Genomic DNA, 26,696 nt, shown 5'->3' with positions numbered 1-26,696 from the left:
TTTGCTTGGCGCGCACTATGGCCGAGGCAACGCATCCCGATCCATATCTTTCCAGCGTGGGGCGGCCGCGTCCATCGCATGGCGGCTTGTGTCATGCTGTCGCCTGATGGCATCAAGGGATCAGGGACAGGACATCTATGCGCATCTGCATTTTCGGCGCGGGCGCCGTCGGCAGCCACATCGCGGTCAGGCTGGCACGCGCCGGTCATGACGTCTCGTGCGTGATGCGGGGGGCGCATCTGGAGGCGGCGCGTGCCAATGGCCTGAAGCTGCGCGTCGGCGATTCCGAGGTCTCCGCCAAGGTGAACGCCTCTGGCGATCCCGCCCAGCTAGGCCCGCAGGACGTCGTCATCAGCACCTTGAAGGCGACCGCGCTGACCGGGCTGGTCTCCAGCCTCAAGCCATTGCTGCAGGACGACACCGCCATCGTGTTCGCGCAGAACGGCATTCCCTGGTGGTACGGCATCGGCCTGCCGCCGCGACACCCCACCCCGCCGGACATTTCCTTCCTCGATCCCGGCGGCCGCCTGCGCGCCTGCATCCCCAAGGAGCGAATCGTCGGCGGCGTCGTCTTCTCCTCCAACGAGGTGATCGCACCCGGGGTGGTGCAGAACCTCACCCCGGACCGCAACCGTCTCCTGATCGGCGAATGCGACGACCGCAATTGCGAGCGCATCACCAAGCTCCGCGGCGTCCTGAACGACGCGCGGCTGGAATCGCCGCCGGTGGCCGAGATCCGCGAGGCGATCTGGTCAAAGCTGCTGACCAACATGTCGCTGTCGGTGCTGTGCCTGCTGACCGGCCAGACCGCGCGCGGCGTGCGCGACGACCCTGCGTTCGCCGAGGTCATTCCGCGCATGCTGAACGAGGCCAACGACATCGCGCAGCACTTCATCCCCGAGGTCAAGCGCGTGACCCGTAGCGGCCCCGCCCCCAACCACAAGCCGTCGCTGCTGCAGGATTACGAGCTCGGCCGCGCCATGGAGATCGACGTGCTGGTGAAGGCGCCCGCCGCTTTCGCGCGCGCCGGCGGCCTGTCGACGCCGACGCTCGACCTGATCGCGGCACTCGCGATCCAGAAGGCGCGCGACAAGGGGCTTTATTCAGCGTGAGCTTGAGCCGAGTTGGTCGATCCAGGCCGCGAGCGTGTCGAGCACCTCGGTGAGCGCCTCATCGTTGGTCCGGCCGGACTTTTTCAGCACCGCAAAGGAATGATCACCGCCGGCGACCTCGTGCAGCGTCGCCTTGGCCCCGAGCCCACCGATCACGGGCTTGAGAAGGCCGAGATCGGCAAGCCCGTCGCGCGTCCCTTGCAGGAACAGCATCGGGATCTCGACATGAGCGAGGTGCTCGGCGCGCTCCGTCGACGGCTTCTTGTCGGCGTGCAGGGGAAAGCCGAGGAAAGCGAGCCCTTTGACACCAGGTAGCGGCGCCTTCGACTGCGCCTGCGAGGTCATGCGCCCGCCAAACGACTTGCCACCGGCGACGAGCTTCAATCCGGGGCAGAGCCGCGCTGCCTCCGCGGCCGCAGCACGAATGGCGGCATGCGCGACCGCCGGCTGGTCAGGACGGCCCAGCTTGTTTTCCATGTAGGGAAAATTGAAGCGGAGCGTCGCAATGCCGCGATCCGCGAGGCCCACTGCAATCTTGTCCATAGACGCATGCCGCATGTCGGTACCGGCGCCATGCGCCAGCACGTAGCAGGCGCGCGCCTTGGCCGGCTGCATCAGGATCGCGGAGACCGTGCCGATACGCTCGATGTCGAACTTGAGCTCTTGAGTTTTGACAGCCACAATCAACCATCCCGCCAGACGCTGTTACGGCCGCCTTGGTAGCGTCACCGGTGCAGCCTGAAAACACAATAATTGCCGCCGCCCGCTGGCCTACCAAACCGGAACGCTGCATCAACCGAGGTGATCATGTCCTACCGCTCCTCCTGGATGACCGAAGAGCTCGACGTCTTTCGTGACCAGTTCCGGAAGTATCTTGCCAAGGACCTGGCCCCGCATGCCGAAAAATGGCGCGAGCAGAAGATGGTCGACCGATTTGCCTGGCGCGGGCTCGGCGAGATGGGCGCACTGCTGGCGAGCGTGCCGGAGGAATATGGCGGGCTCGGCGCGACCTTCGCCTACGACGCCGCCGTGCTGGACGATCTCGAGAGCACGGTGCCGGAACTGACGACCGGCGTCTCCGTGCACAGCGCCATCGTCGCCCACTACATCCTCAATTACGGCTCGGAGGAGCAGAAGAAGCGCTGGCTGCCGAAGATGGCCTCTGGCGAGATGGTCGGCGCCATCGCCATGACCGAGCCCGGCACCGGCTCGGACCTGCAAGCCGTCAAGACCACCGCAAAGAAGCAGGGCAATTCCTACGTCATCAACGGCCAGAAGACGTTCATCACCAACGGCCAGGCTGCCGATCTCGTCGTCGTGGTCGCGCGCACGGGCGAGCAAGGCGCGAAAGGCATTTCGTTGCTCGTCGTCGAGACCGCGGGCGCGGACGGCTACAAGCGCGGGCGCAACCTCGACAAGATCGGCCTGCACGCCTCCGACACGTCGGAGCTGTTCTTCGACAACGTCACGGTGCCGCCGGAAAATTTGCTCGGCAAGGAGGAAGGCCAGGGCTTTGTCCAGCTGATGCAGCAATTGCCGCAGGAACGCCTTGCGCTCGCGGTCGGCGCCGTCGCCTCGATGGAGCGCGCCGTAAAACTCACCACAGAATACACCAAGGAGCGGAAAGCATTCGGCAAGCCGCTGATGGATTTCCAGAACACCGCCTTCACGCTCGCCGAACGCAAGACCGAGGCGATGATCGCGCGCGTCTTCGTCGACTGGTGCATCGAGCGGCTCGTCGCCGGCGATCTCGACACCGTCACGGCCTCGATGGCGAAATACTGGTGCTCGGACAAGCAGGTGCAGACCGCCGACGAATGCCTCCAGCTGTTCGGCGGCTACGGCTACATGCAGGAGTATCCGATCTCGCGCATCTTCATCGATTCCCGGATCCAGAAGATCTATGGCGGCACCAACGAGATCATGAAGCTGCTGATCGCGCGGTCGCTGTAGCGCTGGTTCACCTCAGGCGAAGGGCGTTTGAGGCAGTATCGTTCCGACAAAAGCGCTGTCGTCCCGGCGACGGCGGAGCAACGGTGTTGCCACAAGCCCGTTCCGCCCAACCTCCCTCACCGTGCACGCCAGTCGCGCGGCCGGCAGCCGAAGTGCTGCTTGAAGCGCCGGGTGAAGTGGGAGAGGTCCGAAAAACCCCAGTCGAACGCGATGGCGCCGATCGCGCGGCCGCAGAGCGCCGGATCCTTCAGGTCCGCAGCTGCGCCGACCAGCCGGCGGTCCATCACGTAGTCCGAAAACGTCGTGCCGGAGCGCTCGAACAGCTTGTGGACGTAACGCTCGCTGATGCCGACGGCGCCGGCAACCGCTGCGACCGTCAGCCCCGGCTCGCGCAGCCGCTCCTGGATGGCACGGCGCAGCGCCAGCACGGTGGCATCCGCAAAACTTGCAGCTTCCGCCGTCTGCGCCCGCGAGCGGCGCGACAGGCTGAGCGCAACGAGATCGAGCAGCACGTCGAACAGCCGAACGCTGTCCTCTTGCGTCATCCGCAATGCGCCGGCGTTCAGGGAGCGCGCGGTCTCGACGATGAGATGACCGACATGAGGATCGTCGGACACGCGCTCGGCCCTGAAATCGAACGACGGCGGCAGCCGGTCACGCAAGGCGCGCGACGGCACCCAGAACGACGCGACTTCCAGGGTCGGGCCGCGATCGTGCAGCAGCGTCACTTCGCGGTCGCTGTCGACGATGCCGACCTGGCCGCGCGACAGGCTGACCTCGCGGCCATCCTGGAGCATGCGGCAACGGCCGGCGAGCTTGAAGTTGAGATAGAAGCAGCTGTCGCGCGATGCGGCGATATCGGCACGCGAACGATTGACGGTGTGCTCGGGAAACATCACCCGGTTGATCGCGCCGGCGCCCAGCCCGATCGTCTCCACCTTGGCCGGGAAGCGCGACGTCGTCGCCGATTCCGGCGTCAGGTTCATGAATGCCTGGCAGATCGCCTCGCGGTAATAGGAAAACTGCTCGTCCGGCCGCGTCGCCGCGGTGTTCCAGACGACGTGCCGCGGCCGGCTTGGGGAATTGACCTGCTCCATCAGTTCGCTCCGAGACCAATCCGGTGCAGCGCCAGACAAGCGCGTGGCATCCCGGCCGGTTCAATATGGCGGCAACAACGACAAAGACCGACGTCCAGTCGGCAAGGCCGTCGCCCCGCCGATCTAACCAGCCTTCCGAGGGAGCTACAATATGTCGACCTACGTTCTCGTTCACGGCGCCTGGCACACCGGTGCCGAGCTCGAGCCGGTCGCAGCGCCGATCCGGGCCGCCGGCCATCAGGTCCACCTCCCGACCATCAAGGGCAACCGCCCGGGCGATGCCAGGACGACGGGGCTGAAGGAAGCGATCCAGTCCATCGCCGACTATCTCGCCGAGACCAATCTGACGGACGTGATCCTGCTCGGTCACTCCTATGGCGGCATGGTCATCACCGGCGTTGCCGACCTCGTCCCCGAGCGCATTCGCCGCCTCGTCTACTGGAACGCCTTCGTGCCCAACAATGGCGAGTCGCTCAACGACATGGTGCCGCCGCACTATGTTGGGCTGTTCGACATGATCGCGGCCGAGCGCGGCGACGGCTCGGTGGTGCTCCCCTTCCCGATCTGGCGTGAGGCCTTCATCAACGACGCCGATCTCGAACTGGCGCAGCGCGCCTATGACATCCTCAATCCGCATCCGCTCGCGACCTTCAGCGACAAGATCGCGCTGAAGACCAATCCGGCCGAGATGCCGCTGGCAAAGTCCTATATCAACTGCACCGAGGACACCGCGCTGCCGCACGGCTATCCCTGGCATCCGCGGCTGTCGGAGAAGCTCGGCCTGTTCCGCCTCGTGCAGGTGCCGGGGAGCCACGAACTGTGCTTCTCCGACCCGGCGCGCCTCGCCAGGGCGATCATGGAAGCAGGACGCGACTGACGGCCTCCACGCTGCTGATCTCGCGGTGCCGTAAGGCGCTACCTCATCCGCTTGTCGGCGGCGACGAAGTCGATGAAGGTCCGCACCTTCGCGGAGAGATATTTGCGGCTCGGATAGACCGCGAACAGGCGCCCTTCGAAGCTGATGTCGTCGGGCAGGACATGCGCGAGACGCCCAGCGGCGATGTCTTCGGCGACCAGCCATTTCGGCAGGAAGGCGAGGCCCATGCCTTCCAAGGCAGCCATGTGCAGCAGCGTTTCGTTGCCGCTGCGCAGCACCGGATTGAGCTTGACGGTTTCGGTGCCGTGCTCCCCCGCGAAAGAGAAGCTCTCGCCCGGATAGAGCGCATAGTGCAGCAGGGCCTGGCCGGCGAGGTCGGCTGGCTTCGTCGGGCGTCCCGCGCGATCGAGATAAGCGGGCGCGCCGACCATATGGAACGCAACCTTGGTGATGGGACGCGCGATCAGCGCCTCGTCGGGCGCGCCGGTCGCGCGCAAGGCGAGGTCAAAACCCTCCTCGACCAGATTGACCATCCGTCCGCTGAGATCGACATCCAGGCACACCTCGGGATAGCGGGCCTGGTAATCCGCCAGCACGCCCGCGAACATCGTGTTCGCCATCCACACCGGCGCGGTCAGCCGCAGCGTGCCGCGCGGAACGACAGTCGCATTGCTGACGGCGGCCTCGACCTCGTCGAGCGAATCCAGCATCTGCCGCGCCTGCTCGAAATAGAGCGCACCGCTTTCGCTCAGGCTGACGCGCCGGCTGGTGCGGTTGAGCAGCCGCGTGCCCAGACGCTTCTCGAGCTGCATGACGTGCTTGCTCGCCATGGCGGGCGAGATGCGCAGGCGCTGCGCCGCGGTCGCAAAGCTCTTCAGCTCCGCGACCAGGCAAAACACCCTCATGCTGACCAGCGAATCCATGAAATCATCAACATCCAGGAAATGAACTTATCCCGAAACATATAATGATCAAAAACGGAGAAACCATCAAATGGTGGCAACCCTCATATCCAGGAGAAACCACCATGTCCGCCACCACCCTCGAGACCGCCACACCCGGCCGCGCCCTTCGCATCGGCCTCTGGGCTGCGCAGGTTGTCCTCGCCTTCGTCTTCATCTCGGCGGGGTTCGTCAAGCTGACGACGCCGATTCCGCAGCTGGCCGCGATGATGCCGTGGACCGGGCAGTATTCCGAGACGTTCGTCCGATCCATCGCGCTGGTCGATCTCGCCGGCGGCATCGGCATCCTGCTGCCGGCCCTGACGCGGATCCTGCCACGGCTGACGGTGCTCGCCGCGCTCGGCTGCTCGGTGCTGCAGGTGATTGCGCTCACCTTCCACCTCTCGCGCGGCGAGGCCGAGGTCACGCCGCTCAATGTCGTCCTGCTGGCGCTCAGCCTGTTCGTATTGTGGGGACGCGGCCGGAAAGCCCCGATCGCGCCGCGCCAATTCTGATCGGCGGGAGCGCCGTCGCCATGATCTCAGCCAATGGATGGTCCCGGAGAGGCCTGCTCGCAGGCACCGCGATCCTCACGGCCGGCGGCGGCGCCGCCGCCAGGGAGGACCGCCTCGCCGACGGCGTCGTGATCCTGATCGATAGCAACGAGCCCTATGTCATGGGACATGCGATCAGCTACTCGGCCAACCTCTCCAAGCATTTTGCCGACAGGGGCGCGCGGTTGCTGATCGAGGTCGTCGCCAACGGCAAGGGCATCGACGTCTTCCGGGCCGACAAGACCCCGCTGGTCGAGCCGCTCGCGACGCTGCGGCAGTCGTTGCCCAATCTCACCTACAGCATGTGCGCCTCGTCAAAGGCGATCGCCGAAGCCAAGGAGCAGGTCACGATTCCGCTGATATCAGGCGCCAGCCTCGTCCCGTTCGGAATCGGCCGCGTGGTCGATCTGCAATTGAAGGGCTGGGCCTATATCCATGCGTGAGAAAACTGATGCGCCTGGCACGATGCTGTCCAGGCGCGCGCTGCTGATGGCGGCGCCGGCGATGCTTGTCCCTCCGCGCGCAAGCCGCGCGCAGGGCGGCGATCCGGCCTGGCCGCCGGTGTTCGAGGCTGGCCGCAGCCAGTTTACGGTGGTGCGGCCACGCGCGCTGATGCCCCAGCTCAAGCTTCAGGACCAGCATGGCAAAGACATTGTGCTGACGGCGCGGCCGGGCCGGATCACGCTCGTCAATTTCTGGGCGACCTGGTGCGCGGCCTGCAAGCTCGATCTGCCTGTCCTCGCAAGCCTCGCGGGATCGCGGCCGGACCGGCTCGACGTCGTCGCGATCTGCACCGACACGAAGGACCTGCGCAAGATCCGCGCATTCCTCGGCGGCCTCGCCGTGCAAAACCTCGCCTGCTATGTCGATGCCTATGGTACGGCGGCGGAAGCATCCGCCGCGATGTTCCCGCTCGTCGGCATGCCCATCACCTACCTGGTCGGAACGGGCGGCCGCGTCGAAGGCTATATCGCCGGCGCGCCCGACTGGCTCTCACCGGAGGGCGCGCGGTTGCTGCAATTTTATCGCGAGCAGAGCTAGCGCTGCGTCAATTCGGATGCCACCAGCGGCCGCCGATGACGACGCCCTCGGAGACGATCTTGCGGTCGCCGATCAGGTGTTCGCCAACGACGTCCTCATAGTCGAACTGGCCCTGCTTGACCGTAACAAGCGTGGCATCGCCGACGCTGCCCGGCTTGAGGCTGCCGAGTTCGGGGCGGCGCAGTGCCATCGCCGCGTTCACCGTCGAGGCGGCGACCACGTCGGACAGCTCCATGCCCATGCACAGGAATTTCGACATGGTCGTCACCTGGTCGAAGGCCGGGCCATCGATGCAGAGCTGATGGATGTCGGAGGAGATGGTGTCCGGGTAGAAGCCGTTGGCGAGCATCGCGCGCGCGGTCTTGAAGGCGAACGAGCCCTTGCCGTGGCCGATGTCGAACAGAACGCCGCGCTCGCGCGCGTCCAGCACCGCCTTCTTGACCGTGCCCTGCGCGGTCGCCGGCGTGTTCGGGAAGGGACGGAACGCGTGGGTCAGCACGTCGCCGGGACGCAGGCGCGCCAGCACGTCCTCATAGCTCGGCGGCGGATGGTCGATATGCGCCATCAGGGGCATGCCAACCTCGTTGGCGACCTCGAGCGCGATGTCGAGCGGCACGACCCCCGAGGTGCCCGAGGAATGCAAGCCCACACGCACCTTGATGCCGACGATGAGATCGCGGTTGGCATCGGCCACCTTGGCCGCCTCGATCGGATTCATCAGCCGCAGCTCCTCGCTCTCGCCGACCATGATCCGGTGCGAGAAGCCGAAGATGCCGGCATGCGAGACGTGCAAGTACGCGAGAATGCGGACCTGGCTCGGCTCGATCACATGCTTGCGGAAACCGGCGAAATTGCCGGGCCCGGCGCTGCCGGTATCGACCGCCGTGGTGACGCCGGAGAGGCGGCAGAATTCCTCGGCATCGATGCCGAGCGAGGTGCCGCCCCAATAGACATGGGTATGCAGATCGATCAGCCCCGGCGTCACGATGTATTTCGAAACATCGCGCACGTCAGTGCCTGCATCCGCCTTGAGCCCGGTGCCGATCGCGGCGACCTTGCCGCCTGAAAAGGCGACATCGGTCACGGCGTCGAGCTTCTGGGAGGGGTCAACGACCCGCCCTCCACGCAGGATCAAGTCGAAAGGCATCATTATCTCCGGATATCGCTGGGGCATTGTGAGAGGCGGGAACAGACCGGGCTGGAAGGTGGACTTCCAGCCCGGTCACCCCTGTTAGCAATTTTCGCGCCGCCGAAGCAAATCGGGCGCGGTCAGTGCCCGTTGGACTTTCGATCCGCGCGCGGCGCCTCGTCCTTCAGCCGCTCCAGCGCATCGGGCATCATGCGGCCGAACATCGAGCTCAGCATCGCGGTCGGGATCAGGCCCGAATTGCCGCTCTCCTGTCCCTGTCCGCCGGACATCAGGAATTGCGGCACCAGCGGCTGGTTGATCTTGGTGAGCGCTTCCGCGAATTTCGCAAAGTTCTGCTCGGCCAGCCTGAACTCGGGCCCGCCATAGGCATCGACCGAGAGCTTGGTCGATTGAGCGTTGGCGGTGCCCACGGCAAGCACGCGATCGGCCTCACCCTGGCCCTCGAGCCGCGACTGCTCGCCGACCGCGGCCGCCGTCACCTTTCTTGTCTCGGCGTCCTTCTGGGCGCGGGCGAGTGCCGCGGCGCCTTCGTTCTCGTTCACCTTGATCTGGATGAGCGACTGCGTCAGCGCCGATTGCGCCGCCGCGGTTGCTTTGGCTTCGTTGAGCGTACGCTCCTGCACGGCGGCCTTTTCCTGCTCCTGGTAGGTCTCGATCTGTTCGCGCGCGATCTGGCGCGAGCGGAGCTGGATCAGGATGTTCTCGATGGTGTGGTCGCCGCTCGCAGCCCGCGGCGTGCCGATCAGGACCTCCTGAAGGTCGAGCGAATAGCTTTCGAACTTCGCCTTCATCTGCGCCGCCGATTCCTCCTGGATCGAGGCCCGGTTCTGGAGCAGCTCGATCAAGGTCATCTTCTGCGCGATGTTCTTGAAGAACGCGCTCACCATCGGGTCGAGCGTCTGCTCGACCAGCTTCTTCACGTCGCCGAAGCGCTGGATGATCATCGGCGCCTTCTTGTAGTCGATGTGCATCACCACCGAGAGCGGCAGGGTCGGCTCGAACGCATCCCTGGTGATCAGCGAGATCTCCGACAGGTTCTCGTCCAGCTTCATCGCGCCGACCTCACCGCGCACCCATTTCAGGATGAAGTTGACGGTCGGGATGATCTCGATCTTGCCGGCATAGGTGTTGAACGCGTATTTGCCGGGCAGGAGCGGGTCCTTCCAGACGCCGCGGCCGCCGTTGAGGACCAGCTCGCCGTGGCGATATTGCTCACCCGACACGTCGCCAGAGTGCGGGCCGGTGTAGAAGATGACGACGCCGACATTGCCGACCGGGATCACGGTCTTCGGCACCGCCTCGACGGTCGCGAACAGGCGGTTGATGTACCAGGTGCCCTCGACGACGACCTGCAACTGACGGCCGCGATAGCCGCCTGCGGCCAGGAATTTCTCGGGCTCCTGGAAATTGTTGTGAAAGATCTCGTCGTCGCGCAGATCGGTGCCGACCTCGGGCGCGATGATCTCGCCTGACGGCAATGACGGGCCGTCATGCACGGTGACGATGCCGACGAGGTCGTGATCGGCCGCGAGCACGACGGGCGCAAAACCCCAGCGCTCGGCGATGGTGAGCTGCATGGCGTCGAGCACGCCGCGCTCCTGCTCGCTCAGGGCGTGGCCATAGACGCGATCATCGGTGATGATCGCGAACTGCGTCGTGTTGATCGCATAGGTGCCTTCGCGCAGGATTTTGCGCTGCGGGCCCTTCTGTCCGCCGCCGAGCAGGAATCGCCGCACGTCCTGGAAATCCGCCCTGTCCTCAGTGTCGTTGGCGCCGAGCACCTGCGACGCGCCGAGCGGTGCGCCGTCGCGCGCGAACACATAGGCGATCTTGCCCTGTCCGACCGTGACGAGATCCGATTTGTGGATCCGGTACATGAACGGAAAGAACACGTGCAGGCCGCCGCGCAACACTTCCGGCTCGTAACCGGCTTCACCGTTCAGCGCGATGAAGCCGCCGTCGATCGATCCCCGCGTCGACCAGAGCTTCTCGACGATGCCGACCTGGTTGTTCGGGATGTAACGAAAGATATTGGCCAGGCGCAGCAGGATAACGAGCGCGATCGCAGCCGCGGCCCACAGCGCCGGCTGAATCAGCCAGGCGCCATTGAAACCAGTGAGGTCCATAGTTCATCTCCACAATTCGCAACTGGGCGGCCTGGTTAACCAAGGCCACACCCCAGAATTGCGGGAGCGGAGATGTGGGTACGGGTTCTCCTTCGCAAGCCGGCTGTCGCGTAAAGCCGTGCCAATCTTTTTTTATTGGGCACTTGACGGGCGAAGAAATCGGGAGAACCGGCGGCTCCGCCAGGCGCGTCGTAAAGCGGGCCTACTTCGTGAACGTATTCGCGACTCTGCCGGAGCGAAGGACGTACGTTATCCAGACCGTGGCACTGATCGCACCGACAACCGTTTGTCCAACCAGTCGAGGTTCGACGATGAAAAAATCGCTGAAAGGACGGTTCAGGGCGGCGGAAAAAAACGTTGCGACGCAGAGGAGATCGACAAGCGGCATCAGCACCGCACAGATCATTTGCACGATGAAGAAGGCGGGAAACTTGTGGGAATGTGTGAACAGGAGCACCGTCGTCCAGATCGCGAAGCCAATCATGGCGGCATTTATCAGCATCTCGCTCCAGATGACCGTCGGAAAGTAAGTCCAGATGTCGTCACTGATCGACTGCAAATATTGTCCGACGTTGAAGACCAGGCGCAGGATGCCCATCACCTGGCCGAACGCGAGAAGCGCGAGCCAACCGCTGATGCCGGCCATCTCCGGCTGAACTTCCTTGAGGGCAGCGGCGTCTTCGGCGAGGACGGCGGGCTCCTGAATGGCGGCGACCGGTGGCGGTGCCGGATACGGCGGCGATCGAGGGAGCTGTTCCGCGATCTCACGCACCTCCTCGACCGGTTTCCAGTCCTCGAAGTCCTGCCGCCGTACCAACACGCCTCGCAAATCTGCGATGCCAACCAACAGCGGAAGGAGCTCCGAAATCGTCACCGGGCCGCGCTGCTGCCCGCCATCCGCGTAGAACCATAAATCCGCCATGCAAAGGTCCCCTACGCCCCGCCGTAGTCTAGCCGGCTGGCGGCACACGTCACGATAGAAAACCGCTTGGAGGGGTACCAGAGCTGCGCGCCCATGGTGTCGCGCAAACTCTCGGAAAATGGCGATCCCGGCATGACTCGAACATGCGACCTACGGTTTAGGAAACCGCCGCTCTATCCGGCTGAGCTACGGGACCGCGGAACCCGCCGGTAAGGCGGGTTGCCTGGAGGTGTACATATCAAAGCGAGGGCCGAATCGGAAGCCCTCGCCTCAATCAATGCAGACGTCAGCAGGCAAGCTTACGCCTTGATATTGTTGTCCTTCACCACCTTGCCCCAAGTGGCGACCTGCTTGTCGAAGAAGGTCTTGAAGGCGGGACCGTCCTGAAGCAGCAGCGTCATGTGCTGGGTCTCCTTGAGCTGGGCGGCGGTCGCGGGCTCGCTCAGGATCTCCCTGGACGCCGTCGTCATGGCGGCGACGATGTCGGGCGGCGTGCCCGCGGGCGCGAAGATGCCCCACCAGGCCAGCGTCTCGAAGTCCGGAAAGCCCGCCTCGATCGCGGTCTGCGTATCCGGCAAGGCCGGCAGCCGCTCGCGGCCGAGCTGCAGGATCGGACGCAGCATGTTGGTGCCGAGCTGGGCTGCGACCAGCGCCGCCGATCCCGCGATCAGATCGACATGGCCGCCGAGCACGTCGTTCATCGCAGGGCCGCCGCCGCGATAGGGCACGTGCATGATCTCGACGCCGGCCTTGTTGCCGAGCACGGTCATGGCGAGATGGCCGAGCGTGCCGATGCCGACGGAGGCGTATTTCACCGCGCCGGGGGTGGCCTTGCAGGCCGCGACCACGTCGGCAAAGCTCTTGTAGGGACGGCCGGCGCCGGCCGCGATCACGTAAGGCGCGGTGCCGATCAGCAGCACCGGCATCAGCTCGCGCTCGACGTCGACCGGCGGCTTGTCGAGGATGGACGGGATCACCGCGTGGGAATCGAAGGTCACCAGGAACGTCGAACCGTCCGCCGGGCTCTTGGCGACCTGCGCCGCGCCGAGCGCGCCAGCGGCGCCCGATTTGTTCTCGACCACGACGATGCGACCAAGCTTGGTTTGCAGGTTGCTCTGGAGCAACCGCGCCATCGCGTCGGTCGAGCCGCCCGGCGGGAACGGCACCACCAGCGTAATCTTGCCGGCCTGCGCGCTTGCCGGTGCCATCGCGAGGATGGCGGGCGCGGCCAGCAGCGCCCGTCGTGTGATCGTCATGGTCTCCCTCCCTGTTTGTTCTTGCGCCTGGCTTTTGCTCTTTGGCGCCTGTCAGGTCGTGCCGAAGCCCGATCCCGCCTTTTTGTATTCTGGCCGTGGTGGACTGAAAATGTCCAGCACGCGGGCCCCGTCGGGGCCGGCACGCATGGTGTGCGGCACATTGCCGGGCGTGCGCCAGAAATCGCCTTTCTTAACGGCAATTTCCTCATCGCCCTGGACGCGGATGGCGGAGCCGTCGAGCAGCACGCCCCATTGCTCCTCGGGATGATGATGCAGCGTGCCCTGGGCGTGCGGGGCCAGCGTCACCACCGACAGCATCGCCTGCTCGCCGGAGAAGATGCGCGTGGTTACCCCCGCCGCGAGCTCGCGGAACAGCCCGTCGTCGGGATTGTCGATATTGTGAAATTCTTCCTTCTGGCTCACGCAGTCCTCCCCTTCGTTCTCGTCTGATCAGGATTTGCCGTAGGAGCCCTGGTAGCGGCCCTCGCGGATCGCCTTCAGCGTCTCCTCTTCGCGCGCGACCTGGGCGCGCACGGCTTCCAGCAGTGCAGCCGCGCCAGCGGCGGGAAACGACACGACGCCGTCCTCATCGCCGACCACGATGTCGCCGGGCGAGACCACGCTGCCGCCGATCGTCACAGGGACGTTGATCTCGCCGGGACCGTTCTTGTAGGGGCCGCGATGGATCACCGCGCGGGCATAGCAGGGAAAATCATCGCCGGCGAACGCCGCGACATCGCGGATCGCGCCGTCGATCACATAGCCTTCGGCTTTGCGCCACTGTGCGATGTTCTTCATGATCTCACCGACCAGCGCCCGTGTCTCGTCGCCACCGCCGTCGACCACGATGACGTCGCCGGGACCGACCAGCTCGAGCGCGCGATGGATGGCGAGATTGTCGCCCGGACGGGTGCGCACCGTGAAGGCCGTGCCCACCAGCTTGCCGCCGCGATGATAGGGTTTCAGCCCCACCGCGCCCGGCAGCCGGGCGAGATTATCCGAGATGACCGAAGTCGGCGCGCCACGAAAGCCCGCGATGATATCGGCCGGCGGCTTCGGCACGCTGTTCGCAGCGATGGTGATGGTCATGTCCTGGATTCCTTCGGCAAATTACTCGGCATGCGCCCGCGCCTTCGCCGGCCAAATCCGGAAGGCGCGCCCTTCCTTCATCCACGCCGCGCGCTCGTCGCGCAACAGCGTGCGACGAACTTTTCCGGAATCATCGCGCGGCGGGGCGCCGACGATCTCGAAACTCTCGGGGTGCTTGTAGCGGCTGAGCCTGTCCTTCAGGAAGTCCGCCATGCCGTCGGCGATGGCCTGGCCGTCCGCACCCGGCTCCGGCTCGATGATGGCATGCACGCGCTGGCCCAATTCCGGATCGGGCAATCCTACCACCACGCAGGACCGCACGCCGGGGCATTCGGAGACAGCGGCCTCGACCTCGGCCGGATAGATGTTGGCACCGCCGCGCAGCACCATGTCGGCGAGGCGGTCACCGAGATAGAGATAGCCTTCCGCATCCAGCCGGCCGATATCGCCGAGCGATTCCCAGCCGTCGGTGCGGCGCTTCGGCTCGGCGCCGAGATAGTGATAGGTGGCATCCTTGCCGTCATTGTTGAGGAAATAGATCTCGCCGGTCTCGCCCGGCGCAACGTCGTTGCCGTCCTCGCCGACGATGCGCAGGCGCGCCATCTCGCCGATCTTGCCGACCGAGCCCTTGTGGGTCAGCCATTCGGTGCCGGATATGATGCAGGAGCCCTGCCGCTCGGTGCCGCCATAGAGCTCCCAGACGCGCTCGGGTCCGAGCCAGGCGATCCAGTTCTCCTTCAGCCAGGGCGGCATGGGAGCTGCCATGTGAAACACCGTCTGCAGGCTCGACACGTCGTAGGCCTTGCGCACGTGCTCCGGCAGCGCCCAGATCCGGTGCATCATGGTCGGCACGAAATTGACCCATTGCACGCGCTCGCGTTCGATCAGCCGCAGCGTCTCCTCGGCGTCGAACTTGACGAGGCCGGTGAGCTTGCCGCCGGTGAACAGCGCATAATGCGACACGATGAACGGCGCATTGTGGTAGAGCGGACCGGGATTGAGCAGCGAGACGCCGAAGGGGATATTGAGCGGCGGCGCGGCGACAGTGTCGATCACCGCCGGCTGATGATCGAGGATCACCTTGGGCCGGCCGGTCGAGCCGCCTGAGGTCATGGCCTTCCAGTAGCGTGCCACCGGCGGATCGAGCGGCGCGTCCGAAAACCCCTCCGGCACGAAATCCGCCGGCAAACGGTTCGGCGCGTTCCAGTCGGCCTCGCCGCCGACCACCAGCGCGGGCTTGAGGATGTCGAGCACCGCGGCGGCCTCACCGCGCGGCAGCCGCCACGACAGCGAGGTCGGTGTCGCCCCGCACTTCCACACCGCGAAGGACGTCTCGAAGAACGCATTGCCGTTGGGTAATCCGATCGCGACGAAATCGCCGGGCTTGACACCCTTGGCGGCGAACGCCCGCGCGCGCCGGTTGGCGCCGTGTTCGAGCTCGTCCCAGGTCAGCGTATCCTGCCCATGCTGGACGGCGATCGTGCCTTGGGGTTTGCGCTCGGCGTACCAGCGCGGCACGTCGGACAGGGGCAGCAGCATCAGGCGTTTCCACTTCGTCTTCTTGGCGGCGTCTCGGGGTGAGGCGCTCGCGGTGCGAAGTGTAACAGCCAGAGCCGGAGCTTCAAGGCAGCGGCGTCAGCGCTCCGCGCCGCAGCCCGGAATATCGAACAGGGCCGCGAGCCCGCATTTCGAGGTCAGCATCTTGTCGCCGTCATGGCCGACGCCGGGAACGTCCCAGACCCGGTGATTGGGCGTGCCGTGATCGCGCTTGGCCATCGCATCCACGTAAGCGTGGCCGCGGGCGTAACGATAGGGCCCCTGCGCCTCTGCCATGCAGCTCTTGTCCAGCGCGGAATGCTTCGGGTTGGTGTCGAGCGTGCCAAGCAGATAGATCACCTCGCGCTCGACATAGCGCTGTTCGAGCGCCGCCGGCGTCGCGTCGGCGAGATAGGGCGGCCGCTCGCCCATGCCGTATTTCCAGTTGTTGTAGCCCGGACAGGATGCGGCAATTGCGGGCACCGGCCGGTCGGCGCTGAAATAGGCATAGGACGAGGGGTTGGCGACGACATAGCGGACCTCGATGTGCTGGCGCGACAGCGCCACCTCGCCCTTGCCGGCGATCGCATAGCGCTGCGCGACCTGCCCTCCGCCGGAATGGCCTGACACCACGACTTGCTTCAGGTTCGGGAAGATGCGCCGGTCGGAGAGTTTGGCGAGGATCGCATCGAGCGCCTCGAACGAGGACACCGGATTCGGCCCCAGCGCGGCAGCACCGCCCTCCCATCCTTCCAGCGACCAGCGCAGCACGTCCGCAGGCAGCTTGTGCGCTTCGACGTCGATTTCCGCCAAGAACTGCGGCACGATCATGAGCGCGCTCCTGCCATAGTCGCCGGCGGCGACCTGCGCGGTGTTGGCCGAAATATAGTACTCGTCGGCATTGCGCAGACGTCCGTGCAGCACGATGACGGCGCGCGAGATTGCCGGCAGCGGCATCGACCAGTCGCTGGACAGATAGAGCGGCAGCATTCCCTGGCCGCCGACCGGGAGCCGCGCGTCCGCGATCGCCCTTACCGGCTTGCGATTGGGCGCATTTTCGTCCGCCGCGAAGGCACGGCCAACCGTCAGCACCAACGCGATTGCGGCGAGATGGGCCAACGCTCTCATGGTGGACATGTCCCTCGGAATTCAGATCGATAAAACTCTAAGCGCATCTGTCCCGCGCGGCTGTGACTCCCGCGCCACGTCAAGCAAAAAATGTCAGCATCGCAGCCATGAAATTCCCGGGTTCCACGGGTGACAAGCCGGCTATAAAGAGGCAAAAATTGGCCCGACTCAGTTCGGGTTGAGTCTTGCAAGGAATGCTCTCGTAGAATGTCGTCCGTGGTTGCATCGCGTCGTGCGGCGCTTCTCGTTGCCGCAGCAGGATTTTTTCTGCTGACGCTGGCGCATGCCCAGGCCCAATGGTGGAAGCGCGCGCCTGTCGACTTCGAGGAATGCGCCGACGCCGCCGAGAAGGCCGCGACCAAGACCGAAAAGACATCCGCACTCGCCGATTGCAACGCGAAGTTCGCGGGTCGGCGCAAGCCGGGCGGCGGCTATTCCTATTACGACTTCCTCCAGGACCGCACCTTCGACATCGCAGGTCCTAACCCGACGCCGGACGAGCAGAAGAAGATCGACGAAGCCTACACCGCCTATCTCGCCAATCAGCGCCGCAGCAATGAAGCGGCCCAGGCCACCGCGCGTCAGCAGCGCGAGCAGCAGGAACAACAGGTCCAGCAGCTGCAGCAGGTCGCGCTGCGAACCGAGACCGCGCGCGTGCCGGTGCCGGTCGAGCGACCGAAGGTGCAACAGAGCGTCGGCCAACGACCAAAGGGCGCATGCACCAAGGGCTCGTTCTCTTGCGAATGGCCGCGCCTGTCGGAAAGCCTGAACGATTTGAAGAAGCTGTTCAACCCGACGCCGAGCAAGCCGGCGAAGAAGGGGTGAGCTTCAGGTTCGTCATCGCGGGCGTTGCCGGGCGAATCTAGAATCACGCGATTTGTAGTCCGCCGCCGCCACACGCTCCGTCGTCGTCCCGGCGAAGGCCGGGACGACAGCGGAGGGTGCGGCGTCAGTTCGGATGCTTCTTCTTATTGCGCTTGGGAGTCGCGACCGGCGCATTCGCGGGCGCGGTCGAAGGGGAACTGCCCAATTGCGACCTGCTCTCCTGCAATCGCCGGTCATAGCCGGGCGAGTTCATGACGGTCGGCGGCCGGGCTTGCGCGAACGTGGACACGGTGCAGAGCGCGGCCAGCGCGAGCCCGATCATAACGAAACGTCCCATCGTTGCTCCTCCGGTCACGCGGCCCACGCTCGGGCGCTACCCGCGAATCTGCTGCGGCGACAGCCCGGGCGGGCCGCTGCCGGCAAGTTCAGCCTGCTTGATCAGCGCAACAATGCGGCGCATCAGCGGCACGGCGACATTGTTCTGCTCGGCAAGCGCGATGACCGCGCCCTGGAGATAGTCGATCTCGGTCTTGCGGCCCTGCTTCAGGTCCTGCCACATCGAGGAGCGCGCCTCGGGATCGATCTTCATGGTCCGTCCCAGGATCGCGTTGAAGATCATGTCGGGCAATCTCAGCAATGCCGGCGTCCAGTTCATCGGGATCGGTGTCGCGGAGACCGGATTGATGCCGGCGGCCGTCATCGCGGCCAGCCCCTCCGCCATCTGGTCGGCGAACAATTTTCGCCAGTCGCGATTTGCCAGCTGCGCGGCGAGCGGCATGTCGGAGAGAGCGCTGAGCGCGTTGTTCAGGTTGATGATCAGCTTGCCCCATTGCACGCCGGTGATGTCGCGGCTCGCGCGCATCGAAAGCCCGGGCACCGAGAGTGTCGCGGCCGTGCTCTCGGCATCCTCGCCGACATGGATGTCGCCCGAGGTCGAACGGTGGAAGCGCCCCTCACCCATCGCGATCACGTTGAAGGGCACCATGCCGGCGAGCACGCGCCGGCCGCCGAGACGCTCGCGCAGCACCGCGACATTGCCGATGCCGTTCTGCAGCGACACGATGACGGCGTCCTGCGGCGCGTGCTGCGCGATCTGGTCCGCGACATCGGCGGTGTCGGCGCTTTTCACCGTCACCAGAACGATGCCGGCGCTGTGGAAGATCGCGGGATCTTCCGACAGCGCGAGCTGGCCGGCCCCGAGCTTCTTCTCGGAGCCGTCGAAATCGGTCAGCCGCAGGCCGAACCGCTCGATCTCGGTCTTGACCCGCGGCCGCACCAGCAGCGCGACGCGACGGCCGGCAGCCGCCAGCGTGCCGCCGACGAAACAGCCGATGGCGCCCGCGCCGGCCACCACGATCGATCGATCCGCAACCACCTGACCCCGACTCCCTGAATGGCCGGCCTTCGATAGCAGAGCCAGGGGCCCCGCGGCTACGCCGCATCCGCCTTGTAACCGTCATGCGAGCCCCATATGTTTCTTCCCCGGGGGCTTGTCAGCGGCGGAGCTCGCCGAACGAGAACGCCAAAGGAGAGCACCATGGGTCTACTCGACGTCCTCAACGGCATGCAGAACGGCCCTCGCGGCCCGAGCACGCCGAGTTCTGCACAATCCTCCGGCGGCATGTCGCCGATGACCATGGCGATCATTGCCCTGCTTGGGTGGAAGGCCTTCAAGCATTTGACGGCCGGCCAGCCCGGCGCGGCGCCTGCCCCGCAGCAGCGCTCACCGCTGCCGCCTCCGACGCCCGTGAATACGGGCAGCAGCGCACTTCCCGGCGGGAGCGGCGGTCTCAGCGACCTGCTCAAGGGCGGCCTCGGCGGCCTGCTCGCGGGCGGCGCGGCCGGCAGCGTGCTCAGCGGCGGCCTCGGCGATCTCCTCAACCAGCTCCAGCAGGGCGGCCACGGCGAGACCGCGAACACCTGGGTCGGCAAGGGCGAGAACAAGCCGATCGCCCCCGGCGATCTCGCAAGCGCACTCGGCGCCGACCAGATCGAGAGCCTGTCCGCCCAGAGCGGCCTGTCGCGCGAGGACTTGCTCTCCGGCCTCAGCCAATATCTGCCGCAGGTGATCGACCATCTGACGCCGGACGGACGGCTGCCGACCGAGAACGAGCTCTCGGGCAGAATTTAAGCGAAGATTGATCTGCGCGTTCTCGGGAAGGGAAGCATTGTCATGAGCATGGGCGGCCTGTTGTGGATCATCGTCGTCGGCTTCATCGCCGGCCTCATCGCGCGTTGGCTCGCGCCGGGGCCGAACAATCCGAGCGGCTTCATCCTCACCACCATCCTCGGGATCGCCGGTGCGTTTCTGGCGACCTTCGTCGGCCAGGCGATCGGGCACTACAGCCCCGACCAGGGCGCCGGCTTCATCATGGCCACCATCGGCGCCGTGGTGGTGCTGTTCATCTGGCACCGGCTGGTGGCGAGCGGCGTGATCAAGGGATAGCCACAGGCTATCTGATAGAGGCAGGCTGCCTCCACATCGTCATGCCCGGGCTTGACCCGGGCATCCACGTCTTTCGGTTCACGCAGCAACACGTGGATGGCCGGGTCAAGCCCGGCCATGACGTGGAGAGAGCACGTCGGAGATCACGTAATCAAATGCATCCCCGCATCCATCCGCACGACCTCGCCGGTCATGTTGCTGGAGGCCGGCATTGCCAGAAAGCAGACGAGCTGCGCGATGTCGTCGGCGGATGATGCGACCTTGAGCGGCACCTTCGCCACGACGCTGTCGCGCACCTGCTTGGCGCCGGCCTCGCCGCGGCCCTTGGTGAACCAGGGCGTGTCGATATAGCCGGGACACACCGTGTTGACGCGGATCAGCGGCGCCAGTGCGCGCGACAGCGACAGCGTCATCGTGTTCAGCGCGCCCTTGCTCGCGGCATAGGCGATCGACGAGCCGACGCCGCTGATGCCCGCGACCGAGGACACGTTCACCACCGCGGACGGCCGCTCTGAGGCCTTCGCGCCGGCTTCCAGCAGGCTGCGCGCCGCGCGCACCATCTGGAACGGGCCGATCGTGTTGACGCCATAGAGGCGCTGGAAATCTTCCGCCGACAATCCGTCGAGATCGGCATGGGCAACGTGCTTGGTCGTACCGGCATTATTGACGAGGATATCGAGCCGGCCCCAGCCGCTGGCCGCCGCAACGATCTTGCGGCAATCGTCATCCTTCGAGACGTCGCCCTGCGCCACCAGCACTTCCGCCGCGCCGGCCTTGCGGCAAACTTCCGCGGTCGCCTCGGCTTCCTTCTGGCTCGACGAATAGTTGATGACGAGCCGCGCCCCGCTCCGTGCGAGAATTTCCGCGGTGGCGGCGCCCAGGCCGGATGCCGACCCCGTCACGATTGCGCACAGACTGTCCTTGGCCATCCGGATTTCCTTCCCAATTATTGAATTGCTGGCGCCCTGTTTAGCGAGTTTGCCGCGCCCTGCAAATCGAGCAAACTCCGCTAAGCGGAATTAGTCCAGACCGGTTCTTGCCCAGCTTTTGCCCCCATGCCGGTGCCGCAGATGGGCTTGCGATCAACGCTTGTCAGGGCCATGGCTTTTTCAGATCATCCGGCGCAAGAAGAGACCGCGCGCCGGCTTGACCTGGCGGGACGCGCCAATGGCAAAACCCGGGGAGCGCTGTGGCGGAGAGTGACAATATCGTCGTCGAGACCGCGGAAAAAATCTTCGCCGATCTCGCCGATCCGCAAACCATCAACAACGACAAGAAGGGTTCGTGGCAGGCGCCGCTATGGCAGGCGCTGACCGAGGCCGGCTTGCCGCTGTCCTGGGTGCCGGATGATCTCGGCGGCTCCGGCGCGAGCCTTGCCGACGGCTTTGCACTGCTCAACGCCGCCGGCCGCTTCGCGGTCGCGGTTCCCCTCGCCGAGACCATGCTGGCGGGCTGGCTGCTGGCGCAGGCCAGGATCGCCTCGCCCGACGGCGAGATGACGGTCGTCCCGGCGAACCCGAAGGATCGCATCACGCTCGATGCCGACGGCGCACTCTCCGGCCGCTGCCGCGGCGTGCCCTTTGCCAAGGCTGCGAAGCATTTCGCCGTGCTGGCGCAAGGCAAGGACGGCGTCGTGATCGCACTGGTCGATGCCAGCAAGGGCCGGATCGAATCCGGGCTCAATGTCGGCTACGACCACAGCGACACCATCACGCTGGACAAGGTCCAGCCCACCACGATCAAGCCGGCGCCGAAGGGTCTCGACCAGACCACGATGATGCTGATGGGCGGCGTCGCGCGCAGCCTTCAGATCGCGGGCGCGCTGGAATCGATGCTCGACATCTCCGTGCGCTACTCCAACGAGCGCGTCGCCTTCGAGAAGAAGATCTCGAAATTCCAGGCAGTGCAGCACAATCTCGCGCGCCTCGCCGGCGAATCCGCCGCAGCACTGGCGGCCGCGACATCCGCGGCCGATGCGATCGCGAATGCAAAGTCGTTCGACGACGAGGTCTATCTCGAAGCCGCCTCTGCAAAGATCCGTTGCGCCGAAGCTGCCGAAAAAGGCGGCGCCATCGCGCACCAGGTGCACGGCGCGATCGGCTTCACCAACGAGCACATCCTGCACCGCTTTTCGCTGCGGGCGCTGGCCTGGCGCGACGATTTCGGTTCGGAAAGCCATTGGGCCGTCGAGCTCGGCAAGCTGGTCGCCACACGCGGCGCCGACGAATTGTGGCCGCTCGTGGCGTCGCGCTGATCGGGAGACGAAATTCATGACCGCTGCCCTTCGTTTCGATCCGATCCGCCTGCCCGAGAAGTGCGAGCAATTGCGCAAGGAAGTACGCGCGTTCCTCGCCGAGGAAATCGCCGCCGGCACTTTCGATCCGCACAAACCCAACCGCGAGGACACCGACGCGCCGGAATTTTCCCGCCGGGTCGGCGCCAAGGGCTGGCTCGGCATGACCTGGCCGAAGAAATATGGCGGTCAGGAGCGATCCTTCCTCGAACGCTATGTGGTGACCGAGGAGATGCGCGTGGCCAATGCGCCGACGCGGCGCTTCTTCGTCGCCGACCGCCAGAGCGGGCCGGTGCTGATCAAATATGCGCCCGAGCACATCAAGATGGAGATCCTGCCGCGGATCTGCCGCGGCGAGATCTGCTTTGCGATCGGCATGAGCGAGCCGAACTCCGGCTCCGACCTGTTCGCCGCGAAGACGCGCGCGACCAAGACCGATGGCGGCTACCTCGTCAACGGCACAAAAATCTGGACCTCGTCGGCGCATATCGCCGACTACATGATCGCGATTTTCCGCACCTCGCCGCCGACCAAGGAAAATCGCCGTCACGGCCTGACGCAATTCCTGGTCAAGATGAAACAGCCGGGCATCCAGGTGAACCCGATCGGGCAGATCACCGGCCAGTATGAGTTCAACGAGGTCGTCTTCACCGACTTCTTCGTGCCTGACGATCATGTGCTCGGCGAGGTCGACGGCGCCTGGAAGCAGGCGACATCGGAGCTCGCCTATGAGCGTTCCGGTCCCGAGCGCTTCCTCGAAACCTATTACGTGCTGACCGAGCTGGTCCGCGCGGTCGGTCCCAATCCGGATACGCGCAGCGCCGAAGGCATCGGCCGTCTGGTGGCGCAGCTCCACACCATGCGGCGCATGTCGGTCTCCGTTGCAGGCATGCTGCAAGCCGGCAAGGAGCCCGTGGTGGAGGCGTCCATCGTCAAGGACATCGGCACGGTCTGGGAGCAGCAGCTGCCGCATCGCGTGCGCGACCTTGCCGCCTTCGTCGAGGAGACCGCGACCAACCGCGAGACGCTGGAGCGGCAGCTCGACTTCGCCATCAAGACCGCACCGAAACTCACCATCCAGGGCGGCACCACCGAGGTGCTCCGCGGCATCATCGCCCGCGGGCTGGGCTTGCGCTAATTCAATCGAGGACATCATGACCACCTACAAAGACATCGGCGTCGAGAAAGTCGGCCACGTCGGCACCATCGAGATCCGCCGCCCGCCGCTCAACTTCTTCGACATTTCGCTGATCAACCAGATCGCGGACGCGCTCGACGAGTTCGACCGCGACATCGAGATCCGGGCGTCCGTTCTCTCGGCGCAAGGCAAGGCGTTCTGCGCCGGCGCCAATTTCGGCGATCCGGCACGGCAGGCGCAGGAGGCTCGCGAGGCCGAGAAGAAGGGCGATCCGGCCGACAATCTCGGGCCGATCAACCACCTCTACATCCAGGCCGTGCGCATCTTCCGCGCCAAGAAGCCGATCGTCGCCGCCGTGCAGGGCGCGGCCATCGGCGGTGGCCTTGGTCTTGCTGTGTCGGCCGACTTCCGTGTCACCTGCCCCGAAGCGCGCTTCTCCGCGAACTTCACCAAGCTGGGCTTCCATCCCGGCTTCGGCCTGACGACGACGCTGCCGGAGCTGATCGGCAAGAACAACGCCGAGCTGATGTTCTACACCAGCCGCCGCGTCACCGGCGAAGAGGCGGTGAAGTGGGGGCTCGCCAACGAGCTGGTGCCGCAGGACCAGGTGAAGGCCGCCGCGATGAAGCTCGCCGGCGAGATCGCCGAATGCTCTCCGCTCGGCCTGCTGTCGACGCGCGCGACGATGCGCAATGGCCTCGCCGACCGCGTGATGGCCGCGACCAATCACGAGCTCGCCGAGCAGACGCGGCTGCGCGCGACGGAAGATTTCAAGGAAGGCGTCAAGGCGACGGAAGAACGCCGCCCGGCGAATTTCAAGGGGCGATGATTGCGGCGCGCCGTGTCACTCAAGCGCCACCACAAATTCTCCTGTCGTCCCGGCGCAGGCCGGGACCCATGACCCCAGGGAGAAATCGTAGCGCGAGGCTGGTCACCACGAGTCTTCGCCAAACCACTGCTTGTGGTTATGGGTCCCGGCCTTCGCCGGGACGACACCGGTCATTTGACTACCTACCTCCGCCCCACCACCAACGCATCCACGATCGTCACGCCCCGGCCCTCGGCGTGCACCAGCACCGGATTGAGCTCGATCTCCGCGATCTCCCTCGCGTGCCGCGCGGCGAGCACGGAGATGTCGGCGATCAATTGCGATAGCGCGGCAACATCCGCCTTCGCTGCTCCGCGGAATCCGTTCAGCAGCGGCGCCGCCTTCAGGCTCGCCAGCATGGTGCCCGCCTCTTCCGCACTCACCGGTGCCGGACGATAGACGACGTCGCGGAACAGTTCCGTGGTGATCCCACCGAGTCCGACCATCACCATCGGGCCAAAGGTCTTGTCCGTCATCGTACCCACGATGATCTCGACGCCCTTCTTCGCCATCGGGCCGACCAGCACGCCCTGGATCACGGCCTCCGGACGGTGTTTGCGCGCGTTGTTGATCAACGCCTCGAACGCCAGAAACACCTCTCCCTTGGTGGTGATGTTGACGCGGACGCCGCCGACCTCGCTCTTGTGCGCGATATCGGGCGACTGGACCTTCATCACCAGCGGAAAGCCGACGCGGGCGACCGCGTCATCGATCTCGGCCTTGTCCTTCACCAGCACTTCGTCCGGCAATGTGATGCCGGCGGCGCGCAGCAAAGCCTTGCTGTCGGCCTCTGACAGGACCGGCGAGGTCAGATGCGCGGAGAGATCGCGTGACGGCAGCCGCGCGTCGTCCGCGGGCTTTGGCAGCCTGAACTGCGCGTAGTCGACGATCTGCCGCAGGGCAACGCCGGCATGCGTGAGGCCCGAGAGCACGACGACGCCGGACTTGGCAAGCTCGCGTCGCGCGAAGTCTGACGGCACCGTGTACGAATAGAACACCACCGGCTTGTGCCGCGCCGCCAGCACCGGCGTCAGCTCGGCCTCGTTGAACGGCCTGCGCACCTCGCTCGACAGCGACAGCACGACCAGGATCGCATCGACCTCATCGGAGGCCGTGAGCAGGTCGACGCTCTTCTGGAGACCGCCCGAGGTCACGCCTTGCGCGGTGACGTCGATCGGGTTGCGCGCAGTGCCGTAGGACGGCATCAGCGCCTTGATCCCAGCCTGGATTGGCTCGGACAATTCCGGCACCTGCAAGCCTTGCAGGGCCACGGCATCGGCTCCCCAGATGCCGGCGCCGCCGGACACGGTGACGACGGCGACGCGATCGCCCTTCGGCAACGGGTTGCTGACCAGCACCGCCGCGATCGTCAGCGCCTCGTCGAGATCGTTGGAGACAATAAATCCGTACTTCGCGAACACCGCATCATAGGCCGCCGACCAGCCGGCCATGCTCGCAGTGTGCGAGGCCGCGGCGCGCTGACCCGCGCCGGAGCGGCCGACTTTCGTGACGATGACCGGTTTCTTGATGTCGGCTGCCCGCCGCGCCGCCGCGAGAAACTCGTCGACGTCACGGATGCCTTCGATGAACAGCAGGATCACGTCGGTCGATGCATCCTGCACCAGGTAGTCCAGGAATTCGCCGGCGCCGAGATCGGATTCATTGCCGGCACTGACAACGTAGCTCACGGCAACGCCCAGCGCCCTGGCGCGGTGATAATACGCAAAGCCGATGCCGCCGCTCTGCGCGACGATGCCGATCTGCTTCGTCGTGGCGATCAGCGGCACCGCACCGGGCTTGACGTCGACGGCCGGACTGAACGTCGCCGCCACGCGCTGCGCCTGGCTGAGGAAACCCTCGGCGTTCGGACCGGAGATCCGCATCCCCGTGCGCTTGGCCAGCGCCGCGATCGCGTCCTGCACCGCCGCGCTGTCGCCGCCCTCCTCGGCAAAGCCGGAGGAGATGATGACGGCGTTCTTGACGCCGGCGGCGGCGCACTGCTCGAGCGCGGGCAGCACGGCGCGGGCGGGAATGACGATGACGGCGAGATCAACGGCAGCGTCGATCTCGGCAATTGATTTGTAGCAGGCAAGCCCGTCGATCTCGGCGTAGTTCGGGTTCACCGGATAGATCTTTCCGGGATAGTCGTTCTTGCGCAGCATCGACAAGAGCCGTCCCGGGATCTTCTCGTGGTCGCGCGAGGCGCCGATCAGCGCGATGCTGGCGGGTGCGAAGAAGCTGTCGAGCGGATGCGGCATGAGGAGTTTCCCTTCTTCGTAGAGCCGTTCGGCACCCGCTCGACCCGTCATCCTGAGGTGCGAGTGATGGGGCGCGGAGCGCCCCA

The 26,696-nt window shown here is 65.5% G+C and carries 27 protein-coding genes and 1 tRNA gene; 12 read left to right on the top strand and 16 right to left on the bottom strand.

Going from position 1 to position 26,696, the window contains the following annotated elements; all coding sequences use genetic code 11:
- The first annotated feature begins 137 nt into the window (after positions 1 to 137).
- Positions 138 to 1,112 carry a ketopantoate reductase family protein gene (locus tag AC1RUR_RS30225; protein ID WP_492850838.1) on the top strand — a complete coding sequence of 325 codons (975 nt, stop codon included), beginning with the start codon at positions 138 to 140 and terminating at the stop codon, positions 1,110 to 1,112.
- Here the strand turns inward: AC1RUR_RS30225 and AC1RUR_RS30220 are convergent.
- Positions 1,104 to 1,793, bottom strand: a complete 690-nt coding sequence (locus AC1RUR_RS30220; RefSeq protein ID WP_492850836.1) for an alpha/beta hydrolase family protein — start codon at positions 1,791 to 1,793, stop codon at positions 1,104 to 1,106. The two genes, AC1RUR_RS30225 and AC1RUR_RS30220, sit on opposite strands and share 9 nt — an antisense overlap.
- A 126-nt stretch (positions 1,794 to 1,919) precedes the next feature.
- On the opposite strand from AC1RUR_RS30220, the gene AC1RUR_RS30215 reads away from it, so the two are divergent.
- The gene (locus AC1RUR_RS30215) at positions 1,920 to 3,065 is read left to right on the top strand and encodes an acyl-CoA dehydrogenase family protein (protein ID WP_492850834.1); all 1,146 of its coding nucleotides are present in this window, start codon (positions 1,920 to 1,922) and stop codon (positions 3,063 to 3,065) included.
- Positions 3,066 to 3,181: 116 nt separating this feature from the next.
- Here AC1RUR_RS30215 and AC1RUR_RS30210 read toward each other — a convergent pair whose 3' ends face one another.
- Positions 3,182 to 4,162 (bottom strand): helix-turn-helix domain-containing protein, encoded by a 981-nt coding sequence (locus tag AC1RUR_RS30210; protein ID WP_492850832.1) that lies wholly within the window; start codon positions 4,160 to 4,162, stop codon positions 3,182 to 3,184.
- A gap of 151 nt (positions 4,163 to 4,313) precedes the next feature.
- Here AC1RUR_RS30210 and AC1RUR_RS30205 point away from each other — a divergent pair, with 151 nt between their 5' ends.
- Positions 4,314 to 5,039, top strand: coding sequence for an alpha/beta hydrolase (locus AC1RUR_RS30205; RefSeq protein ID WP_492850830.1), 726 nt, complete (start codon positions 4,314 to 4,316; stop codon positions 5,037 to 5,039).
- A 38-nt stretch (positions 5,040 to 5,077) separates the two neighbouring features.
- Here AC1RUR_RS30205 and AC1RUR_RS30200 read toward each other — a convergent pair whose 3' ends face one another.
- Positions 5,078 to 5,962: a LysR family transcriptional regulator gene (locus AC1RUR_RS30200; RefSeq protein WP_492850828.1), complete on the bottom strand. Its 885-nt coding sequence runs from the start codon at positions 5,960 to 5,962 to the stop codon at positions 5,078 to 5,080.
- 104 nt (positions 5,963 to 6,066) lie between these two features.
- Between AC1RUR_RS30200 and AC1RUR_RS30195 the strand changes: the two genes are divergently transcribed.
- From AC1RUR_RS30195 to AC1RUR_RS30185, 3 genes are read left to right on the top strand one after another with little or no spacing between them, the layout of a single operon-like run.
- Positions 6,067 to 6,495 (top strand): DoxX family protein, encoded by a 429-nt coding sequence (locus AC1RUR_RS30195; protein ID WP_492850826.1) that lies wholly within the window; start codon positions 6,067 to 6,069, stop codon positions 6,493 to 6,495.
- 20 nt (positions 6,496 to 6,515) lie between these two features.
- Complete coding sequence (locus AC1RUR_RS30190; protein WP_492850824.1) at positions 6,516 to 6,977, top strand: DsrE family protein; 462 nt, start codon at positions 6,516 to 6,518, stop codon at positions 6,975 to 6,977.
- Positions 6,970 to 7,575: a TlpA family protein disulfide reductase gene (locus tag AC1RUR_RS30185; RefSeq protein ID WP_492850822.1), complete on the top strand. Its 606-nt coding sequence runs from the start codon at positions 6,970 to 6,972 to the stop codon at positions 7,573 to 7,575. Before AC1RUR_RS30190 ends, AC1RUR_RS30185 begins: the two co-directional genes overlap by 8 nt.
- Before the next feature lie 7 nt (positions 7,576 to 7,582).
- On the opposite strand, the gene AC1RUR_RS30180 is transcribed toward AC1RUR_RS30185, so the two are convergent.
- The 9 genes from AC1RUR_RS30180 to AC1RUR_RS30140 form a co-directional block, all read right to left on the bottom strand.
- Positions 7,583 to 8,722, bottom strand: a complete 1,140-nt coding sequence (locus AC1RUR_RS30180) for an amidohydrolase/deacetylase family metallohydrolase (protein WP_492850820.1) — start codon at positions 8,720 to 8,722, stop codon at positions 7,583 to 7,585.
- Between the two features lie 122 nt (positions 8,723 to 8,844).
- The gene (locus AC1RUR_RS30175; RefSeq protein WP_492850818.1) at positions 8,845 to 10,851 is read right to left on the bottom strand and encodes an SPFH domain-containing protein; all 2,007 of its coding nucleotides are present in this window, start codon (positions 10,849 to 10,851) and stop codon (positions 8,845 to 8,847) included.
- Positions 10,852 to 11,053: 202 nt separating this feature from the next.
- Positions 11,054 to 11,773: a DUF2569 family protein gene (locus AC1RUR_RS30170; RefSeq protein ID WP_492850816.1), complete on the bottom strand. Its 720-nt coding sequence runs from the start codon at positions 11,771 to 11,773 to the stop codon at positions 11,054 to 11,056.
- Between the two features lie 119 nt (positions 11,774 to 11,892).
- Positions 11,893 to 11,969 (bottom strand) — tRNA-Arg (locus AC1RUR_RS30165).
- 103 nt (positions 11,970 to 12,072) lie between these two features.
- Entirely contained in the window at positions 12,073 to 13,029 is a 957-nt protein-coding gene (locus tag AC1RUR_RS30160; RefSeq protein WP_492850814.1) for a tripartite tricarboxylate transporter substrate-binding protein, read from the bottom strand.
- 51 nt (positions 13,030 to 13,080) lie between these two features.
- On the bottom strand, positions 13,081 to 13,452 hold the full coding sequence (locus tag AC1RUR_RS30155; protein ID WP_145639128.1) for a dimethylsulfonioproprionate lyase family protein: 372 nt from the start codon (positions 13,450 to 13,452) through the stop codon (positions 13,081 to 13,083).
- A 27-nt stretch (positions 13,453 to 13,479) separates the two neighbouring features.
- Positions 13,480 to 14,118 (bottom strand): RraA family protein, encoded by a 639-nt coding sequence (locus AC1RUR_RS30150; RefSeq protein ID WP_492850812.1) that lies wholly within the window; start codon positions 14,116 to 14,118, stop codon positions 13,480 to 13,482.
- Between the two features lie 21 nt (positions 14,119 to 14,139).
- Entirely contained in the window at positions 14,140 to 15,657 is a 1,518-nt protein-coding gene (locus AC1RUR_RS30145) for an AMP-binding protein (RefSeq protein WP_492850810.1), read from the bottom strand.
- Between the two features lie 96 nt (positions 15,658 to 15,753).
- Positions 15,754 to 16,782: an alpha/beta hydrolase gene (locus AC1RUR_RS30140; RefSeq protein ID WP_492850808.1), complete on the bottom strand. Its 1,029-nt coding sequence runs from the start codon at positions 16,780 to 16,782 to the stop codon at positions 15,754 to 15,756.
- Positions 16,783 to 16,989: 207 nt separating this feature from the next.
- Between AC1RUR_RS30140 and AC1RUR_RS30135 the strand changes: the two genes are divergently transcribed.
- Positions 16,990 to 17,607 carry a hypothetical protein gene (locus tag AC1RUR_RS30135; protein ID WP_492850806.1) on the top strand — a complete coding sequence of 206 codons (618 nt, stop codon included), beginning with the start codon at positions 16,990 to 16,992 and terminating at the stop codon, positions 17,605 to 17,607.
- Between the two features lie 124 nt (positions 17,608 to 17,731).
- On the opposite strand, the gene AC1RUR_RS30130 is transcribed toward AC1RUR_RS30135, so the two are convergent.
- Both AC1RUR_RS30130 and AC1RUR_RS30125 read right to left on the bottom strand, forming a co-directional pair.
- Positions 17,732 to 17,944 (bottom strand): hypothetical protein, encoded by a 213-nt coding sequence (locus AC1RUR_RS30130; protein WP_492850804.1) that lies wholly within the window; start codon positions 17,942 to 17,944, stop codon positions 17,732 to 17,734.
- A 36-nt stretch (positions 17,945 to 17,980) separates the two neighbouring features.
- Positions 17,981 to 18,982 (bottom strand): 2-dehydropantoate 2-reductase, encoded by a 1,002-nt coding sequence (locus AC1RUR_RS30125; RefSeq protein ID WP_492850802.1) that lies wholly within the window; start codon positions 18,980 to 18,982, stop codon positions 17,981 to 17,983.
- 162 nt (positions 18,983 to 19,144) lie between these two features.
- On the opposite strand from AC1RUR_RS30125, the gene AC1RUR_RS30120 reads away from it, so the two are divergent.
- Together AC1RUR_RS30120 and AC1RUR_RS30115 are read left to right on the top strand one after the other, a co-directional pair.
- On the top strand, positions 19,145 to 19,738 hold the full coding sequence (locus AC1RUR_RS30120; protein WP_492850800.1) for a YidB family protein: 594 nt from the start codon (positions 19,145 to 19,147) through the stop codon (positions 19,736 to 19,738).
- 42 nt (positions 19,739 to 19,780) lie between these two features.
- Positions 19,781 to 20,053 (top strand): GlsB/YeaQ/YmgE family stress response membrane protein, encoded by a 273-nt coding sequence (locus AC1RUR_RS30115; protein WP_083636342.1) that lies wholly within the window; start codon positions 19,781 to 19,783, stop codon positions 20,051 to 20,053.
- Between the two features lie 143 nt (positions 20,054 to 20,196).
- Here the strand turns inward: AC1RUR_RS30115 and AC1RUR_RS30110 are convergent, their stop codons facing one another.
- The gene (locus AC1RUR_RS30110; RefSeq protein ID WP_492850798.1) at positions 20,197 to 20,982 is read right to left on the bottom strand and encodes an SDR family NAD(P)-dependent oxidoreductase; all 786 of its coding nucleotides are present in this window, start codon (positions 20,980 to 20,982) and stop codon (positions 20,197 to 20,199) included.
- 260 nt (positions 20,983 to 21,242) lie between these two features.
- Between AC1RUR_RS30110 and AC1RUR_RS30105 the strand changes: the two genes are divergently transcribed.
- The 3 genes from AC1RUR_RS30105 to AC1RUR_RS30095 are packed head-to-tail and all read left to right on the top strand — an operon-like array spanning position 21,243 to position 24,313.
- A complete protein-coding gene (locus tag AC1RUR_RS30105; protein ID WP_492850797.1) occupies positions 21,243 to 22,307 on the top strand; it encodes an acyl-CoA dehydrogenase family protein in 1,065 nt (354 codons plus the stop codon).
- A gap of 16 nt (positions 22,308 to 22,323) precedes the next feature.
- Positions 22,324 to 23,484 carry an acyl-CoA dehydrogenase family protein gene (locus tag AC1RUR_RS30100; protein ID WP_492850795.1) on the top strand — a complete coding sequence of 387 codons (1,161 nt, stop codon included), beginning with the start codon at positions 22,324 to 22,326 and terminating at the stop codon, positions 23,482 to 23,484.
- 16 nt (positions 23,485 to 23,500) lie between these two features.
- Entirely contained in the window at positions 23,501 to 24,313 is an 813-nt protein-coding gene (locus AC1RUR_RS30095) for an enoyl-CoA hydratase/isomerase family protein (RefSeq protein WP_492850793.1), read from the top strand.
- 182 nt (positions 24,314 to 24,495) lie between these two features.
- On the opposite strand, the gene AC1RUR_RS30090 is transcribed toward AC1RUR_RS30095, so the two are convergent.
- Complete coding sequence (locus AC1RUR_RS30090) at positions 24,496 to 26,610, bottom strand: acetate--CoA ligase family protein (protein ID WP_492850791.1); 2,115 nt, start codon at positions 26,608 to 26,610, stop codon at positions 24,496 to 24,498.
- Positions 26,611 to 26,696 lie beyond the last annotated feature (86 nt).

The sequence above is a fragment of the Bradyrhizobium sp. GW821-FHT12B03 genome (assembly GCF_058807535.1).
The sequence above is the reverse complement of the archived record's forward strand: the minus strand, read 5'-3'. Positions and strand labels throughout refer to the sequence as shown.

Coding starts and splice junctions, on each gene's coding strand:
- AC1RUR_RS30225 (WP_492850838.1), top strand. CDS start 138: ATGCGCATCTGCATTTTCGGCGCGGGCGCCGTCGGCAGCCACATCGCG.
- AC1RUR_RS30215 (WP_492850834.1), top strand. CDS start 1,920: ATGTCCTACCGCTCCTCCTGGATGACCGAAGAGCTCGACGTCTTTCGT.
- AC1RUR_RS30210 (WP_492850832.1), bottom strand. CDS start 4,162: ATGGAGCAGGTCAATTCCCCAAGCCGGCCGCGGCACGTCGTCTGGAAC.
- AC1RUR_RS30205 (WP_492850830.1), top strand. CDS start 4,314: ATGTCGACCTACGTTCTCGTTCACGGCGCCTGGCACACCGGTGCCGAG.
- AC1RUR_RS30200 (WP_492850828.1), bottom strand. CDS start 5,962: ATGGATTCGCTGGTCAGCATGAGGGTGTTTTGCCTGGTCGCGGAGCTG.
- AC1RUR_RS30195 (WP_492850826.1), top strand. CDS start 6,067: ATGTCCGCCACCACCCTCGAGACCGCCACACCCGGCCGCGCCCTTCGC.
- AC1RUR_RS30190 (WP_492850824.1), top strand. CDS start 6,516: ATGATCTCAGCCAATGGATGGTCCCGGAGAGGCCTGCTCGCAGGCACC.
- AC1RUR_RS30185 (WP_492850822.1), top strand. CDS start 6,970: ATGCGTGAGAAAACTGATGCGCCTGGCACGATGCTGTCCAGGCGCGCG.
- AC1RUR_RS30180 (WP_492850820.1), bottom strand. CDS start 8,722: ATGCCTTTCGACTTGATCCTGCGTGGAGGGCGGGTCGTTGACCCCTCC.
- AC1RUR_RS30175 (WP_492850818.1), bottom strand. CDS start 10,851: ATGGACCTCACTGGTTTCAATGGCGCCTGGCTGATTCAGCCGGCGCTG.
- AC1RUR_RS30170 (WP_492850816.1), bottom strand. CDS start 11,773: ATGGCGGATTTATGGTTCTACGCGGATGGCGGGCAGCAGCGCGGCCCG.
- AC1RUR_RS30160 (WP_492850814.1), bottom strand. CDS start 13,029: ATGACGATCACACGACGGGCGCTGCTGGCCGCGCCCGCCATCCTCGCG.
- AC1RUR_RS30150 (WP_492850812.1), bottom strand. CDS start 14,118: ATGACCATCACCATCGCTGCGAACAGCGTGCCGAAGCCGCCGGCCGAT.
- AC1RUR_RS30145 (WP_492850810.1), bottom strand. CDS start 15,657: ATGCTGCTGCCCCTGTCCGACGTGCCGCGCTGGTACGCCGAGCGCAAA.
- AC1RUR_RS30140 (WP_492850808.1), bottom strand. CDS start 16,782: ATGAGAGCGTTGGCCCATCTCGCCGCAATCGCGTTGGTGCTGACGGTT.
- AC1RUR_RS30135 (WP_492850806.1), top strand. CDS start 16,990: ATGTCGTCCGTGGTTGCATCGCGTCGTGCGGCGCTTCTCGTTGCCGCA.
- AC1RUR_RS30130 (WP_492850804.1), bottom strand. CDS start 17,944: ATGGGACGTTTCGTTATGATCGGGCTCGCGCTGGCCGCGCTCTGCACC.
- AC1RUR_RS30120 (WP_492850800.1), top strand. CDS start 19,145: ATGGGTCTACTCGACGTCCTCAACGGCATGCAGAACGGCCCTCGCGGC.
- AC1RUR_RS30115 (WP_083636342.1), top strand. CDS start 19,781: ATGAGCATGGGCGGCCTGTTGTGGATCATCGTCGTCGGCTTCATCGCC.
- AC1RUR_RS30110 (WP_492850798.1), bottom strand. CDS start 20,982: ATGGCCAAGGACAGTCTGTGCGCAATCGTGACGGGGTCGGCATCCGGC.
- AC1RUR_RS30100 (WP_492850795.1), top strand. CDS start 22,324: ATGACCGCTGCCCTTCGTTTCGATCCGATCCGCCTGCCCGAGAAGTGC.
- AC1RUR_RS30095 (WP_492850793.1), top strand. CDS start 23,501: ATGACCACCTACAAAGACATCGGCGTCGAGAAAGTCGGCCACGTCGGC.
- AC1RUR_RS30090 (WP_492850791.1), bottom strand. CDS start 26,610: ATGCCGCATCCGCTCGACAGCTTCTTCGCACCCGCCAGCATCGCGCTG.